At 40.3% G+C, this 16,509-nt stretch carries 13 protein-coding genes and 1 pseudogene; 4 read left to right on the top strand and 10 right to left on the bottom strand.

Features of this window, described 5'->3' with window-relative positions:
* Nucleotides 1–386: 386 nt before the first annotated feature.
* Nucleotides 387–1,799, bottom strand: a complete 1,413-nt coding sequence (locus ASU31_RS21435; protein WP_057934309.1) for an aminotransferase-like domain-containing protein — start codon at nucleotides 1,797–1,799, stop codon at nucleotides 387–389.
* 91 nt (nucleotides 1,800–1,890) lie between these two features.
* On the opposite strand from ASU31_RS21435, the gene ASU31_RS21430 reads away from it, so the two are divergent.
* From ASU31_RS21430 to ASU31_RS21420, 3 genes are read left to right on the top strand one after another with little or no spacing between them, the layout of a single operon-like run.
* On the top strand, nucleotides 1,891–2,781 hold the full coding sequence (locus ASU31_RS21430) for a DMT family transporter (protein ID WP_057934308.1): 891 nt from the start codon (nucleotides 1,891–1,893) through the stop codon (nucleotides 2,779–2,781).
* A 30-nt stretch (nucleotides 2,782–2,811) separates the two neighbouring features.
* Complete coding sequence (locus ASU31_RS21425) at nucleotides 2,812–3,423, top strand: FMN-binding negative transcriptional regulator (protein ID WP_057934307.1); 612 nt, start codon at nucleotides 2,812–2,814, stop codon at nucleotides 3,421–3,423.
* A 2-nt stretch (nucleotides 3,424–3,425) separates the two neighbouring features.
* Nucleotides 3,426–3,932 (top strand): GNAT family N-acetyltransferase, encoded by a 507-nt coding sequence (locus ASU31_RS21420; RefSeq protein ID WP_057934306.1) that lies wholly within the window; start codon nucleotides 3,426–3,428, stop codon nucleotides 3,930–3,932.
* Between the two features lie 156 nt (nucleotides 3,933–4,088).
* On the opposite strand, the gene ASU31_RS21415 is transcribed toward ASU31_RS21420, so the two are convergent.
* The 9 genes from ASU31_RS21415 to ASU31_RS21375 all read right to left on the bottom strand — a co-directional run bounded on the left by ASU31_RS21415 (nucleotide 4,089) and on the right by ASU31_RS21375 (nucleotide 16,037).
* Nucleotides 4,089–5,321, bottom strand: coding sequence for an MFS transporter (locus tag ASU31_RS21415; protein ID WP_057934305.1), 1,233 nt, complete (start codon nucleotides 5,319–5,321; stop codon nucleotides 4,089–4,091).
* A gap of 29 nt (nucleotides 5,322–5,350) precedes the next feature.
* Nucleotides 5,351–6,439 (bottom strand): hypothetical protein, encoded by a 1,089-nt coding sequence (locus tag ASU31_RS21410; RefSeq protein WP_057934358.1) that lies wholly within the window; start codon nucleotides 6,437–6,439, stop codon nucleotides 5,351–5,353.
* 73 nt (nucleotides 6,440–6,512) lie between these two features.
* Nucleotides 6,513–7,424, bottom strand: coding sequence for a dihydrodipicolinate synthase family protein (locus ASU31_RS21405; RefSeq protein ID WP_057934304.1), 912 nt, complete (start codon nucleotides 7,422–7,424; stop codon nucleotides 6,513–6,515).
* 17 nt (nucleotides 7,425–7,441) lie between these two features.
* Entirely contained in the window at nucleotides 7,442–8,371 is a 930-nt protein-coding gene (locus ASU31_RS21400) for a dihydrodipicolinate synthase family protein (RefSeq protein ID WP_057934303.1), read from the bottom strand.
* Between the two features lie 9 nt (nucleotides 8,372–8,380).
* The gene (locus ASU31_RS21395; protein WP_057934302.1) at nucleotides 8,381–9,160 is read right to left on the bottom strand and encodes a phytanoyl-CoA dioxygenase family protein; all 780 of its coding nucleotides are present in this window, start codon (nucleotides 9,158–9,160) and stop codon (nucleotides 8,381–8,383) included.
* A gap of 11 nt (nucleotides 9,161–9,171) precedes the next feature.
* The gene (locus tag ASU31_RS21390; protein WP_057934301.1) at nucleotides 9,172–10,617 is read right to left on the bottom strand and encodes a RagB/SusD family nutrient uptake outer membrane protein; all 1,446 of its coding nucleotides are present in this window, start codon (nucleotides 10,615–10,617) and stop codon (nucleotides 9,172–9,174) included.
* A gap of 17 nt (nucleotides 10,618–10,634) precedes the next feature.
* Entirely contained in the window at nucleotides 10,635–13,982 is a 3,348-nt protein-coding gene (locus tag ASU31_RS21385) for a SusC/RagA family TonB-linked outer membrane protein (RefSeq protein ID WP_057934300.1), read from the bottom strand.
* Between the two features lie 83 nt (nucleotides 13,983–14,065).
* A complete protein-coding gene (locus tag ASU31_RS21380) occupies nucleotides 14,066–15,235 on the bottom strand; it encodes a sialidase family protein (protein WP_083505471.1) in 1,170 nt (389 codons plus the stop codon).
* Between the two features lie 91 nt (nucleotides 15,236–15,326).
* Nucleotides 15,327–16,037 carry a FadR/GntR family transcriptional regulator gene (locus ASU31_RS21375; protein WP_057934299.1) on the bottom strand — a complete coding sequence of 237 codons (711 nt, stop codon included), beginning with the start codon at nucleotides 16,035–16,037 and terminating at the stop codon, nucleotides 15,327–15,329.
* Between the two features lie 157 nt (nucleotides 16,038–16,194).
* Here ASU31_RS21375 and ASU31_RS21370 point away from each other — a divergent pair.
* Nucleotides 16,195–16,509: pseudogene (locus tag ASU31_RS21370) on the top strand (alpha/beta hydrolase); the annotation flags it as partial.

The following is a 16,509-nucleotide window of genomic DNA, read 5'->3' as shown; positions in this document are numbered from 1 at the left end:
AGTTAATTATACACAGGTCTTTTCTTTTAGGTAGAACAGTTAAATAACTATTACGCCGAATCGGTTAAGGTTTAAAATATCTTCCTTAACATTTAGGCAACAGTAAACTTACATTAAAGGATTACCTTCGCTAACACAAAACCAGCCTTTCTATGTTTCAATAAATAGATTAAAGCGGTACAACATGGAGAACGAAATACAATCTGACAGGGATATCCGATGTGAATTCCTAAATATTTTTAAATTTATCTGGGCAGCATGCGGGGTAGCACCCTTAGACGAAACGCCTAGTACTCCTGAACCTGAAAATTTAAATTCTTAATCAAGCATAGCGTATCGGTATTAAGCTATAATTGACCATAACTTCAGCGAAGGCGATTGTTCGATCACATCATTTTTGCCAGATTCCCTAACTGTTTTAGTTTAAATTTAAGCTCATCAGACCATGGAAGGCCTATGCAAAGGCGGATACAGTTCTGATATTGGTCTTGCAAGGTAAACATCGGGCCCGGGGCAATGCTGATTTTTTGTTTCATTGCCAGTTCATAGAGTTTTACAGCATCAACTTCTTTGTTAAATTCTATCCATATGGCAAGTCCACCCTGTGGCCGGGTTGTTTTTGTACCCTCTGGAAAATATTCGGTAACCGCATCGATAAAATGCTGGTAGTTGTGCTGTAAGGTACGACGGAGCTGATGCAAATGGCGATCGTACCGACCAGTTTTTAGAAAATTGCCAACAGCTTCGTGAATAACAGAAGTTGAAGCAAGGGCATGTACAAGTTTTAGTTTAAGTAATTTTTCTTTATACTTTCCGGGAGCTACCCAACCTACACGGTATCCTGGCGCCAAGGTTTTCGAAACCGCGCTACACCACAGCACATTACCTTCAGTATCAAATGATTTGCAACATCTTGGTCGTTGGGTGCCGAAATAAAGATCACCATAAATATCATCTTCAATAAGTGGAATGTTACTTGCAGCCAAAAGCTGAACAACTTCTTTTTTATGCGCATCGGGCATACAACTACCCAACGGAGTATTAAAATTGGGAATTAACAGGCAAATATCAATTTTCGACACCACTTTCCTAAGTGCATCTATCTCAATGCCCGTAACCGGATGCGTGGGCAATTCGAGTACTTTTAAACCTAAACTGATTACCAGCTGGAGAATTCCGGGATAACATGGACTTTCTATGGCCACAGTATCGCCCGGTTTGCCTAAAGCCATCAGGCAAAAAGATAATGCATTCACTCCGCCAGCAGTAGTAATCAGATCATCTTCATGAAGGTTTCCTCCCCAGCCTAACGATCGTACCGCAACCATTCTGCGTAATTTAACATTGCCCTGAAGTGGTTCATATTCTGTTCCCCCTTCTTTAAGCGCCCGTGTAGCATAAAGTATCTCCTTTTTGAGTTTTGCCAATGGTAACAGGCTGCCTGATGGAACACCAATTGAAAAAAGGGTTAAATCACCGCGACCAATGCTAGAATACACCCGGGTACTCAGTTCGCTAGGTTCATGATGATTTGCAATTAATGACGGTTTACTAACTGCAGGTAGCGGAAGTCGTTCTACCCTACGGTTGCTTACAAAGAAACCCGATTGTGGCTTAGCTTCGACCAACGATTGTGCTTCCAGTTCCAAAAATACACGTTTTGCCGTATTCATGCCTACTGCATATTCCTTGCAGAGCATTCGAACGGAAGGAAGTTTATCCCCCGATCGCAGAATACCGTCTCTAATCTGTGCGGCAATTCCACTTGCTATTTCATTGTACCTATAAACCTTTTCCATAATCGACAAACTGTATCCATACAAATATACAAAACTGATACTGTATTTATCGCTTTTAGCTTAGCACCTTTGATTTAAGAAATGAAAAGACATGAAAGAAACAGGAACTGAACTAAACAAAGCGCATATTTCGAGTGGTTGGCTTAACGGATTTATCGCCGTACTTATCTTTAGCGGCTCTATGCCAGCCACAAGGTTAGCGGTTATGGATATGAGTCCTATTTTTGTAACCGTTGCCCGTGCCACTATAGCTGCATTGCTTGCAATGGGAGTATTAATTGTATTTGGAGAGAAACGACCATCAAGCAAACATTTTATCTCGCTAGTAATTGTAGCGCTGGGTGTGGTAATCGGCTTTCCTTTGTTAAGTGCTCTTGCTTTGCAACACATTACTTCGGCACATTCTTTGGTATTTTTAGGCCTTTTGCCCATGGTTACAGCCGCTTTCGCAGTTTTAAGGGGAGGTGAACGTCCTAAACCTATATTCTGGTTTTTCTCAATTTTAGGCAGCCTTCTGGTAATTGGTTACGCCATTTATCAGGGAATTAACGCTGCACCAATAGGTGATATTTTAATGTTACTGGCAATTGTTCTTTGCGGACTTGGCTACGCTGAAGGCGCAAAGTTATCTAAAACGTTGGGCGGTTGGCAGGTAATCTCCTGGGCACTTGTGCTTTCGCTCCCATTAATGTTACCCTTAATGTTCATTTACCAACCGGTTTCATTTGCTGAAGTGGGAACCGCTGCCTGGCTGAGCCTTGCTTATATTTCACTCTTTAGCATGTTCATCGGATTTATTTTCTGGTATAGAGGGCTTGCACAAGGTGGAACTGCAGCAGTTGGACAGCTCCAGCTCCTACAGCCCTTTTTTGGGTTGGCCCTTGCTACTACACTGCTCCATGAAAAAGTAAGTATGGGTATGTTAGCCATTACAATGGGCGTAATCCTTTGCGTTGCGGGCTCAAAAAAGTTTGCTAAATAACCATATTCTACCCTTTAAAATCTAATAAAAATGTTGATATCCAATAGTTTTAAGTTTGATGACCAAAGTGAGCAAATTGCCTTTATGAAGAGATATAGCTTTGCCACGATCATTACCAGCCATAATAATTTACCCATAGCCACTCAGTTACCTTTTGTTGTAAATGAGGTAAATGGAAAGGTCTTAATTAGCGGTCACTTTGCGCAAACCAATGAGCAGGTAAAATACATTGAGCAGTATACATCACTAATTATATTCACCGAGCCACATGCCTATATCTCTCCTAGCCATTACGAAAAACACGAAAGCGTACCCACATGGGATTACATTAGCGTGCATGCATATGGAAAAGCCAATATTATTAGCGATGAAAAAGCTAAAGAACAGGCATTGAAAGAAATGATTCTGTATTATGAAAAAGAATATCTCGTACAATGGGATAGTCTTTCAGAAAAATTTAAACAGGGTATGATGCGGGGAATTGTAGCTTTCGAAATGGAAGTAAGCAATCTTCAGGGAAAGAAAAAATTAAGCCAGAACAAATCGGAGCAGGAACGGGACAACATTGTATCGCACCTCGAAAACAGTAACAACGCTGTAGAAAGAGAACTCGCTCCATTCATTAAAAACCTAAAGCCATAACCATGCAGATAGAAAATAGCACCACACATGATATAGCAGAAATCTTCCGCTTATATGAAATCGCAACCGATTTCCAGAAAACGAAATATAGCGTTCATTGGCCCAAGTTTGAACTCTCGTTGATTGAAACAGAGATTAAGGAAAACAGGCAATGGAAAATAATTATTAATGGGCAGGTAGCCTGTATTTGGGCAACTACTTTTAGCGATCCTCAGATATGGGAAGAAAAGAACCTCGACCCAGCTATTTACATTCACCGCATTGCTACAAATCCTGATTTCAGGGGGCAGAACCTGGTTGGCATAATTATAAAATGGGCAAAAGAATATGCCAAAGCAAATGGTAAACGCTTTGTTAGATTAGATACCGTTGGTGAAAACGAGGGACTAATTCAACATTACCAAAAATTTGGATTTGATTTTTTGGGGTTATACGAACTAAGCAACACCGATCAGCTTCCGGCACATTATCATCATAAGCCAGTTAGTTTATTCGAAATGCAAATTTAATGCTGAATTAGCGTCAAGCCTAAAAACCTCCTAGCTCGAAGGTTTTTAGGCTTCTATGTATCAATCATTTAAAAGGATATTTTTCAGCACTTGCCATAACGTGGTTGGGCTTTGCTCTATAACAGAAACTATTTTACCCAATGATGTTATCCATGGTTAAGCGCCTTTTTTAATTTTTATTGCAAATAGCGACCATGTTGCCAATAACATTAGCACCGCCGAAACCTGGTAAATAATAGATAAATCTACTTTGGCATCTTTTAATGCGCCACCAACATAAACCATTAAACCACCTATAATTGTACTCAGGAAATTAAGGAAACCATATCCGGTAGCTATATACCTGCTATCGGCAATCTGCCTGAGTACAGGCATTAAATTAGCGTCGTTTATTCCTCTGGCTATACCAAAAAAGAACATGGCGATAATTGCTATTGCGAATACCGTGGTTGACGACATGAGGAATAAAAATGGTGCGCCAACAGTAAAGCCGATAATGATCATAAAAACCCTGCTTCTCTTATTCTTAAGAAACCATTTATCGGCAAAATAACCACCCAAAATTACCCCAACAAAAGATCCGATCTGGATATAACCTGTTGCCGAAATTCCGGCTTCGCCCAGCTTGAGGTGAAAATGTTCTTTTAAAAAGGTGGGCAACCAACCATAAACCAGCCAGTTTGCGGTACCCAAAACACTAAAATAAAACAGCAGCACCAGAAAAGACCGCTCCTTAAATAGGATCTTAACCGAACCTAATAAACTTATGGTTTCTTTTTCTACCTCTTCTGCCTCATTTTCTGTCGTTGCTTGTTTAATATCTTTTAAATAATACAACAGTACAACCGAATAGAGAATTCCAAATATTCCGAAAACATGAAAACCATATCTCCAGCCCCATATTTCGGCAATATAACCACCTAAGCCGCCCAATGCTAAACCTGCATAAAGGCCACTCATGTGCAAACCCGTAGCAAGCGATCTTGTTTTTCCTTTATGATAATCCGTAATCAGCGCTAATGCCGCGGGGATATAACAGGCTTCGCTCAGGCCCATAAAAAAACGCGAAACAAGCATTTCTTCAAATGAAGAGGTAAAGCCTGTCCACAAGGTTACTGCAGACCATACCGAAACACTGAATATAATTACTTTTTTCCTGCTGTATTTATCTGCCAAAAAACCTCCAAAAGGACTTAATATCCCATAAGACCAAAGAAAAACAGAAGTTAAAAGCCCAAACTGGGCATCAGAAAGGGCAAACTCTTTCACAATAGGATCGCGCATAGAGGTAATCATGATCCTATCGAAATAATTTAAAAAGGCCACTATCCAAAGGAGTGCAACCAGGCCCCAGGCATAATATGATTGATTTGATTTTGTACCGGTCATTTCTAGATTTTCCTCTTGTTAAAATAATTTTAATGTTTTGGTCTCGCTATGATCACTTTTGGTGTTCTTACTGCTGGCCTTACTTCTCCACCCGGAAAAACAAGATTTCCCTGCCACAGCACCATTGTGTTTGTTACCGCAGGCCAGGTACTGTTATTGGGATTTGATTGCGCATCTGCTTTGATATTCTTTAGCACTTTCCCTGCTACCGACCATTTATTTTTCTCTACATCGTAAGCTAATATTTCATCTGAGAAACCAGGATGTTTTTCTTTTAGCACAGCTGCTTTTGGCGCAAGCACGCCATCATCACCACCGAATATGAGTAGCGATTTGTGATGATCGTTATAGGCTGGATACGGGGCAGCTACAATGGCTTTTGGTAGAGAAGCTATTTTTTTCCACCCGGCAGCAGCGCTGTAACAAAAGGCATCCGTCAGGTATTGTCTATCTACGCCTCCCTTATTATTTTTGATCAGATCGGTTCCGCTGAAAAGATAAAAAGTTTGATCGGCAACACCAGCCACGGCCAACATTCGCGGAGGACCAGGCCAGGTTTCTAATTTATGCCAAACCCGTTTTTTTCCTTTTGAAGATAGATCGAAAGACCAAAAAACATTGGCGGTATGATCGGCTTCAGGTGTAAAGAGTCCGCCTGCGAGGTAAATAACATTACCTAAAACGGCTCCAGTGGTATTTGCTATGGGTTGCGGCAGGTTTGGCAACGTATTGATGCTGATACTTTTATCCTTATAAAGAATAGCATAAACCTTTGCCGAATGGCCTTTCTCGTTACTTCCTCCGATGCAAATGAATTGTTTGCCCCAGGAAATGGAGAGCCCATAACCTAAAGATTCAGGAAGTTTGCCTGCTACTTTCCATTTTCCATTGGGTTTATCCAGGATAAATATTTTATCGTTCCAAACTTTTTTGGAGCCTGACCATGGTGCTCCACCATCAGGAAAATTGGCTCCACCTGCAACAATTAAAGCATCGCCAGATACGCCGCTAAAAGAGCCGGCAAAGCCGAAATTATCTGGTATGGCTGGCAATTCTCCCCATGCAAATTGATTTGTTTTTTTGGTAATCTGTGCAGAACCTGCTGTTGATATCAACATAAAACTTATAAAAAGTAAGGTATTAAAGTGTTTCATATTATGTGCCTATAGAAAATTTGCATGCTTTTAAGCATTACCTATATTTTTCGAGGAGCTCAAAAAAGCCAGTCTTAGTTAAATCGGCTTTAAGTTCGATAAATTTATCAGAAGAAAGCGGTACCAATGGTAACCGGGCATCTCCTAAATCATAACCCATCATTTTCATAATCGCTCTTTGCGCCGCAATCGATGGATGTTTGATAATGCAGCGGATAAAATCGACCACTTTTAATTGTAATGCCCTGGCAGCAGTTAAATCATTATTTCTGAAAAGTTTGATTATTTCGAGATATACCGGCGCGGCAAAGGTGTAGGTACTACCAATGGCACCAACAGCACCTACCGCCAAAGCACTTAGCAACATCTCATCATAGCCTGATAATACTTCAAATTCCCCATCCTTGTAGTTTAAACAGGCCTGAAACTCGTGAAGTGTTGATGCAGTATATTTTATGCCGGCAAGATTTGGAATTTTTTGTTCTCCGATCGATAAAAACTCAACCATATCCATCCCAACGCCGGTTAAAGTTGGCATATGGTAATAATAAAATGGGAGTTCGGGAGCAGCAGAAGCGATTTCGGCCATACAATCGACCAGGTTTTGTACCGAGGTGGGTTTAAAATAAAATGCAGCTACTGAAGAAAATGCATCGGCACCAATCTGTGCTGCATGGGCTGCAAGCTTTTTACATTCTTTTATGGAAGTATGCCCTACATGCACCAATACTAAAATCCTTTTATTTGCAGCTTTTACGTACGCTTCGGCAATGGCCATCCGCTCTTCAACAGTCATGTTTGGTCCTTCTCCATTGGTTCCGCAAATGTAAACCCCTGCCACACCATCAGCTACTAATTTATCTACTAGTTGGGGTATTATGGCGAGGTTTAAGGAACCATCTGCCTGGTAGGCCGCAAATGTTGCAGCAACTATGCCGTTAATTTTCATATGTATTTTGTATTTGTCTAATTAAAAAATTCTGGTATTAATAATTTGGCCTGTTTGCGCACCGATGTTATATCTGAATCCGAAATCCATTTATAGGGCCACCTTAATCGTGTTGGAATCTGAATACAGCCACCAACTGCTGCTAAAAACTTATCTAATGCCGGGTTGCTGTACTGTTGTCTTTGATAAGGAGCGATGCATCTTTTAAAGAATTCGAGAATATTTTTTTCTATCCTCAAAGCCTCATCCATATCTGTGTGCATCAGTTTCCATAAGTGTTGAGCTGCAGATGGATTGATACAGGCAACATTTGAATAAGCCCCGGCTGCAATGCCCGCCTTTACACCACTCGCCAAAAAATGGCCAGGGACGAATATTGATAAATGGCTTGCATACGCCTTCATTTCTTCGGTCCAAGCCACATCTTTACTTAGAACTTTAATACCAATAAGTGATGGTACTGTTGTTTTAAATTGGAGGTAATCTTTTGGCTTTAACTCCAGCTTTGCATGCGGTGGATTATATAACACCAAAGGAATTCCGTTTGAATGGTTTGCGATTCCCTGTAAAAAATCTATCTGTTCAGCATCACAAGGAACTACCCAATCTGGCAAAATCACCTGAAAAGCACTTGGCTTTAGGCTTACTGATCTCTTAATCCTTTCTAATGAAATAACCGGCGAAGGATGACTGCAGCCTATCTGAAAAGGCATTGATGCTTTCTGGCATTTTTCTGCAAACAGCCGATTAATCTGATCAAACTCGGCTTCAGTTTGATTGTGAAACTCACCTGCTGTTCCGTTCGAATAAATCCCATCTACTTTCGCATCAATCAAATAATCTATTTCATCAGCCAATAATCCAAAATCAATCGTTTGGTCAGTTTGGATGGGCAACAACAACGTTGCCCAATTTCCCTTTAATGTTTTTGCAGTTAATGTATCCATTAATATTTTTTAGAGATTGGCTTCAAACTCTTCAACCTCCTTAAACTTCGTTTTACCTTTCACCAATCTACCTAAGCGGGGTTTGCCTTCGTTGTACACTTCTATCGCATCGGCGTCGGCATATCTCAAAAACAGGATTCTTCGGTCTCTGCTATCAGAAATATTACCATCTGATTTATGAAGCATCCAACAGTTAAAAATCAAAACATCTCCTGCCTTCATTTCCATCGGTACAGCTAAACTATCGTCGGCTTCTACTATAATTTCAGCGCCACTTTTCTTTTGCGCTTCATTCTGCTCTACCCTGATCTGGCCGTTTTTATGGCTACCTGGAATTAACCACAAACAGCCATTGCCCCGGTCGGTATCATCAAGCGCAGTTAAAGTGGTTAAGGCGTTATAAGGCTCTAATTCGCCATACCCATTATCCTGATGCCAGCCAAAAGATTTTGTATTCCCTTTCATTTTAAATGTAAGCTGTGAGGTAGCTCCTTTTATATTCGGACCAATAATTTCTGAGGCCATCTCAACCAGCGGACCGTTAAAATAGTATTCCTTTACTGTTGCAGCCTGATGGTGAATATTAATCAACAAGGCGTTTTGGAGCCAGCTTTTATTCGGATCGAAGGTCTCTTTTTCTTTACCCCAGGCTTCCATACACTCTTTTTGCATCTGAGCCAAACCTTCGGGTTTTAAAATAGCTTTGATGATGAGATAGCCGTTTTCGCTAAAAAACGTCAATTCTTCCCTACTGAGTGTTTTATAATTAAATAACGATTCGTTTTTCATAAATGATCGCATTAATATCCTTGTGTTTGCACCAGATTTGGATTTGCCGCCAAAACCGTTGTAGATAATGGCCAGAATAAAGGCACCGTTTTATTTTTCAGGTTAGGTACGTAAGTATAGGCGTTTATCGTACTGCCGAAATGAAAGCGTACTATATCGTACCAGCGCTTGTTTTCGAAGAAAAACTCACGGCCACGTTCGTCAAAGATGGCGCGCTCTACGGTGGCTTTATCAGTTGCACCCGTATAACCTCCGTTTCCGGCCCTATTTCTAACTTTATTTAAATACACAATTGCCTGTGCGGTATTATCGAGTGCGGCATAAGCCTCGGCTTCTATCATATAAATATCGGCCAGTCTGAACATGATGACATCATTATCAGAAACCCGGTCATCAGCGTATTTGGTGCCCGGCATTTTGGTAATCCATGCGCTCTTTTGTACGGTTCCCTGTCTTTCAATGATAAAGGTATTTGGCACACGTTTATCATTGGTTAGGCCACTAAAAAGTGTCCTGCTTTCTTTACTGATCTGGTAGCCACCCTGTCCGTTAACAGAAGTAAGCGCATAAGCAATGCTATCCAGGTTGGATGCATTTGAAATCGCCGTTAAAAATGGCAAAGCATTTAAACCATAGTTTGCACCATTTTCATCACGGTTATAATAGGCCGACATGATTACTTCAGCATTTGCCCTCGTTGTGGTTACATCTTTAAAGTTGTTCAATAATGAAACGCCTGTAGCTTCTACTGCAGCAGCAGCCGTGATCGCGTCGTTGAAATCTGCCGTACCGCCAGCCAATACTTTGGCACTCCATAATTTGGCTTCGGCTTTTAACGCCAATGCAGCGCCATACGAAAACCTGTATTTGGATACGTAAGTTTTTTCAGGAAAAAGGGCTATAGCCTGATCTAAATCGGCGAAAACCTGTTTCATCACCTCAGTGGCTTTCGCCCTTGGCAAAAGCGGAACATTATCATCGGTAATGGTTTCGAGCATCAATGGCGTATCGCCAATAATCCTCACCAGATAAAAATAAGTATAGGCACGTTGACAAAGTGTTTCGGCCTTTAACCTGTTCTTCGTAGCCGCATTAGAAAAAGGAAAAGGCTCTATTTTGCTGAGCAGGAGATTACAGTTACCAATGGCTTTATATTGCCCATTGTAGTTTAAAGCACCTACTGTTGGGCTTAATATCTGTGACCATACCGTTGTTAAACGGCTGTTGGTTCCATTTATGAGCTCTTCACTCCGTTCGGTACCGTAGGTAATAGAATTGGCAAAGGCCCTGATGGAAGTATATGTTCCGGTAACATAGGGAAGAAAATCGCCTTCACTTTTAAAGTAAACCTGATCGGTAATCTGCGATTGCGGTTTAACTTCGAGTAATTTTTTGCAAGATGAAAAAGCTGCTGCTATTACAACGATAACAGAAAGCAGGATATATTTCTTAGTCATTTTCATGTTTTTAAATGTTAAAATCTTAATGATGCGCCTAAGGTGAACTGCCTTGGACGAGGATAACCTCCCGGATCGAACCCGGTATAAGTTTCAGGATTCAACCCTTTGTATTTAGTGAGGTAACCAATGTTGGTAACGCTCGCAAAAACACTCATTCCGGTTGAACCGATTTTCGACATGATGTTTTTAGGCAGATCGTAACTCAGGTAAATTTCGCGCAATGCTAAAAAGTCTCCTTTCGAAATCATGGTAGAAACATCCGATGCATAACCACTTCCGGTACCTACAGTACTTGCTCCCTGTCTGATAAAGTTTTTCTGTCCGAAATCAGCGTCGCCAAAAGAGAAACGGGCATATAATTTATCTACATCACCAGATTTTTGCCAGATATCATTCCCTAATGCTTGTGCCGGGGCACCTTCATTATAGGCCCTGCCCTGTCCTAAAGATCTGGCCAATGCGCCATCGGAGATTACAAAGCCTAGAGCATAATCCATGTTAACCCTAAGGGTAAAACTTTTATAGGTAAATGTATTTTGAAAACCTCCGATTTTATTTGGCGTTTTATAACCCATAAATACCATATCGCGGTTATCGATGATGTTATCGTTGTTTAAATCTGCAAACTTGTAATCTCCCGCATGTTTACCTACGGTTATACCGGCCGCCGTAGCAATCTGATCTACTTTACCCCATGCAGCAGCTTCAGCTTCTGTAGAAAAAACCTTCTCTACCTGCCAGGCATAGTAACCAAACGGACGTTCGCCTTCTGCATATCCGCCCACTTCAATTTCTTTACCGGTATTCGGATCGATGACAACGCCTCCATTCTGTCTATTTTTTAACCTGCCATTATTAGGTAAACTGATTACTTTTTGCGCGTTGTAGGCAAAAGAGAAATTGGCGTTCCAGGCGAAATCTTTCATTTTCAACACAGTTGCCTGAAGCTCGATTTCTATCCCTTTGTTCTGGATTGTTCCGTTATTGAATGTAATGGTAGAAAATGGGGCCTCTGCTGGCAATGGTTTAGAATCGATGCGATTTTTGGTTAGTTTATCATATAAATCGACAGTAAGATTCACCCTATTCTTAAAAAAACCTGCCTCTACTGCAACATCAGTTGTTTGTGTGGTTTCCCAAACCAGGTTCGGATTGGATAAGTTTGCACGTTGGATGCCTGAATTCTGCCCATAAACCGCTGAGGTATAACTTCCATAAGTATCGGTTAAATCTAAATCGCTAGAACCTGCCTGTCCCCAGCTTCCCCTAAGTTTTAAGGTGCTCACTACATTCGATTTCCAGAAATCTTCTTTATGGATATTCCATCCCGCAGAAACCGACGGAAATAATGCCCATTTATTTTCGGGCGCGAAATTTGAAAAACCATCGTTCCGCAATACGCCGCTTAATAAGTACTTACTTTTATAATCGTAACTCAACTGACCAAAAAAGCTGGCAGATTTGGTTTGACTGATCCGTGTTCCGAAATTGGTAACATTGGTTACTGTTACACCGTTAATCGTGGTTACAGTTGGTTCATTTATCGTGGTAATGTAATCGTTGGTTCCACGTTGTGAACCTATATCGATACTGTTCCCATCATTTTTGGTATAATTAAAACCAGCCAATGCGGTAAAATGATGATTTTCTTTTAAAGTATAATCGTATTGGAGGATCTGATCGATCATCAATTGACGGGTGTTGTTGGTATTCTCCGTTTTTAACCGGGTGGTTGCAAACTGGATCGGATCGGGAAATGCTTTTCTTGAAAAAATAGTTTTGTCATCGCTAATTAAGTAAGACAAAGCTGGCCTGTAATGTAGGCCTTTAACAATAGCCCAATCTGCATCTACCCTCGAAACCAATCGTTCAGTTGATGCTTTGGTATTATCGTAGGCCAACGTATGAAAGCGATTTCTTGTCGTTAGGTTTTCGCCTGTCGTTGGTGTACCGTCATCTTTAAAAATTCTGATCAGAGGCGTAATGCGTGTAGCTCGGACCAGATCATTAGTATAAGCATCTACATAATTTGGCAGTACATTCTGGTAGTTAAGCATGGCATTGATCTGTAGTTTTTCGCTTGCTTTAAACCCAAAATTTCCAAGCGCGCTGTATCTTTTATAGCTTGTGCCCACAAAAGTACCAGCCTGATCAACGTAGTTCATTGATATATTGTAAGTAGCAATCTGGCTGCCTCCATCAATCCCAAAATTGTAATTATTGCTTATACCGGTATTCCAAAGCAGATCCTGATAGTTGTTATCGGCAAATAACAGTTTAGTACCCGGATTAATCGGATCATCCATAGTTTGCCAGCCGTTGGCCAATAAATTATCTACATATCCCTGGCCTTCAATTGCTACAATGTTATCGTATAGTGCTGTTAAATTTGTTCCAACGCCATACTGGCCTTTGGCCGTGTACACTTTTGTTCCTGCAGAAAAACCGCCATTATTTAAAAGTGTATTCTTATCAATTAAATCGAAAGTGCTTTTTGCTGTTGTTCTGGCAAGTGTGAGGTAGTCTTTGGCACTTAAATAATCATACATCCGTGATGGAGTTTCCCAGTTTGTACGGTAGTTAAAGGTGATATTAGGTTTCCCTGAGCCAAATTTTCCGCTTTTGGTTTTGATCACAATTACACCATTTGCACCACGGGCACCGTAAATTGCTGTTGAAGCCGCATCCTTCATTACCTGTAATGATTCGATATCATCCGGATTTAAATCCTTCATCGTCCTGAAAACACCGTCTACAATAACCAGCGGACTTGATGCATCAGAAGATAACACAGGATCTCCACCACTATTACCCGTGCCCGTTCCATAAACATTAAGTTTTGAACCCCCACGGATAATGATATTCGTACCTGCCGAACCTGGCTGCCCGTTTGATAACGGTACCGAAACCCCTGCAATTTTACCCTGTATGGCTGCTATCGGCCCTGCATTAGCGGTATTAACCAGTTGTTTGGTATCCAGCTTGGATACTGCAGCTGTATTTTTCTCTCTCGATTGCTTAACATAACCCACTACTACCACATCGGTTAAAGACTGTGCATTTGGATTTAATTGTACATTTTTTATACCACCCATTCCAGTCTTTACTTCTTGTTCGTTATAACCTACAGAACTAAAAACAAGGATTGAATTCTGGGGTGCCCGTAGAGCGTACTTTCCATTTGCATCTGTAATAGTCGCGGTCTGGGTACCCTTTACTTTTACGCTTACTCCTGGCAGCGTTTCATTTTTTGTCGCATCAGAAACAGTACCCGATACCTGTATATCGGTTGTTTGTGCAGCTCCTGTTAAACCACAGAGGTTAATTGCGGCCAATAAGAAAATAAATAGAATTTTTCTCATAATTATTATTTGTATTTATGTACTACATATTTGGTTAGTATAGAAATTTGCCGATTAATCATCACATGACTAATCGGCCTTAATTATTTTGTTAAATCTGAATAGTTTACAGCTTTAAATACAATGCCCTCATACGGCTTTGCATATCCTGCTTCGAAAAAGCAGCCGATTATTTGTTTGTCTATTACTGCAATATCTGAGTAGGCCGATGGACCAGGATGTAAAACCATATTATATTTCCAGGTTTTACCGTCGTTTTTGCTTAAACGTAACGTTAAATTTGCCCGTAATTTTGTATTTGCAGGATTGCTGAAAAGCAGTGTAGGTTTATTGTTACGATAAAAATGACTCAGCAAACTTCCCTGACAGATAGGTTCTATTAAAGTAGTATCGATCTGAACATTTGCCCAGTTTTGACCGCCATCTTTGCTTATAGCGGTATGTCTTGTTTTAATTGTACGGTCACTATTCCGCATGTTCAACATCAATCGCCCTTTCGAAATTTCGGCCAATGTAGTTTCGTTCATTTTATCCTGAGGCGTGTTATTGCCTAAATTCCAGCTCTTACCATGATCATCGGAATAAATGGTGTGTGCAAAATTCTGATTAGTACCTGTTTCTACATGGTTTATCGGCACAACCAATCGGCCGGCATATTTCCCTTTAAGTACCTGTAAGCCATGGCATGGCCCGGTTGCATACCAGGTCCACCCTGTTTTTTTCACTTGAGCAGTAATTTCTGTTGCAGCCGACCAGGTTTTTCCATTATCACCAGATGATAACATATATACATGCCTTCCGTCTTTCGATGAGCCATCCATAATCTGTTTTTCATGATCTGTACCCAAATTCCATGTAGAAATTAAAATGATATTGCCCGTCGTTTGATCCTGGATGGGAACAGGGTTTCCGCAGGTATTGGTCGAATCGCTCCAAACCAACTGTAATCCGGTCCAGGTTTTACCCTTGTCCAATGAGCGTTTAACCACGAGATCAATATCTCCAGAATCGCCACAATTGTTTTTTCGCGCTTCGGCAAAAGCAAGCAAGCTTCCGTTTTGAGTACGGATGAGGGCCGGAATACGAAAACAGGCATAACCGTTTTCGCCAGCTTTAAAAATGAAATTCAGACTGTCTACTCTACTCGTCGCAATATGGGTTGCTGCATAAGTGACATTTATGCAGCACAAAATCAGTGCAGAAAAGCAGCATAACCCGCCAATCTTTTTCAGATTTTTGATGGTGTAAAACATAGCTTAAAGAAATTAATTTGGTTAGCACAAGCATAATCAGACTTGCATAAAACAAATGTAATTAATAAAATAATATGTAGTACATAAAAACTTAATTTATTTTCTTTAATGCCTCCAGTCGGTCGAAATGAGGCTTTAGATGCTCGTACATTCCATTTCTGAAATCATTTTTATTTCCAGATTTAAGAATTTCTACCAAATCCTGATGGCTAACACTGCCTGAAAGGAACTCATTTTCTACCTGAAGTACAAAACCAAAAACTGGCAAAAGCATATGCTGGAAACGTTTTAAGGTATCGTTACCAGCCATTTCATATAATTTACCGTGAAAGGCAATTTCATTGGCGATGCGGAATGCTTCTTTATTCTTTTTCTTTTCGCTATTGGCAATTATTTCAAGTTCACGGATACTTTTATCATTTAAATTCAAAAAAAGCACATCAGCGAGACCCATTTCCAAAATTAACCTCAGCTCAAAAAGATCCTGTAGTGCATCTGGACTGATTATTAGCGGATCGAGTACACGCTGAAAACCACCCAATACATCAGGGCTTGATAAAATCATCCCCCTCTTTTTCTTAGTCTCAATCATGCCAAGCATCCTCAAGCGACTTAAAGCTTCCCTTAAAACGTTTCGGCTTACGCCCAGCGCTTCAGCCAGTTCCTGCTCTTTCGGCAGTGCATCGCCAGGTTTAAATGATTTCTTTTTGAAATAATCTCTTAACCTCATTTCAACCACATCAGCCATTGTATCAGATGAGATTTTATCGATATCCAAACTTAAATCACTTTTTAATGCCATAGAAATACATATTTAGAAGTTTCAAATATACTCGTTTTTATGTAGTACAAAAACATTTGAAAACTTAGTTCACGCTTTTTGATTTAAAAACAAATGTTAAAAAAATATGTAGTACATATTAACAAAATAATTTCATAGTTTTGTTTAAACCAAGTATATGAAAAAAACAATTTTAGCATTTATATTAATGCTTAACATGAGCCAGACAGGATTATTTGCACAGAATACTGTACCACTTTACAAAAATGTACCGAACGCCATTAAGGCCGATTTAACAGAAAAAACAGATACTGCCAAAAATGGCAGAATATTAACCAGATACGTTACGGAACCCACTTTAACCGTTTTTCTCCCCAAAAAAAACAATGGTAAAAGTGCTGCCGTAATTATATGTCCTGGTGGGGGTTATTCTTATCTGGTGATGAATAACGAGGGCACTGAGGTTGCAAAAGAATTAAATAAACAAGGTATA

It is taken from the genome of Pedobacter ginsenosidimutans (assembly GCF_001442625.1).
Taxonomy (GTDB): Bacteria; Bacteroidota; Bacteroidia; order Sphingobacteriales; family Sphingobacteriaceae; genus Pedobacter; species Pedobacter ginsenosidimutans.
The sequence above is the reverse complement of the archived record's forward strand: the minus strand, read 5'-3'. Positions and strand labels throughout refer to the sequence as shown.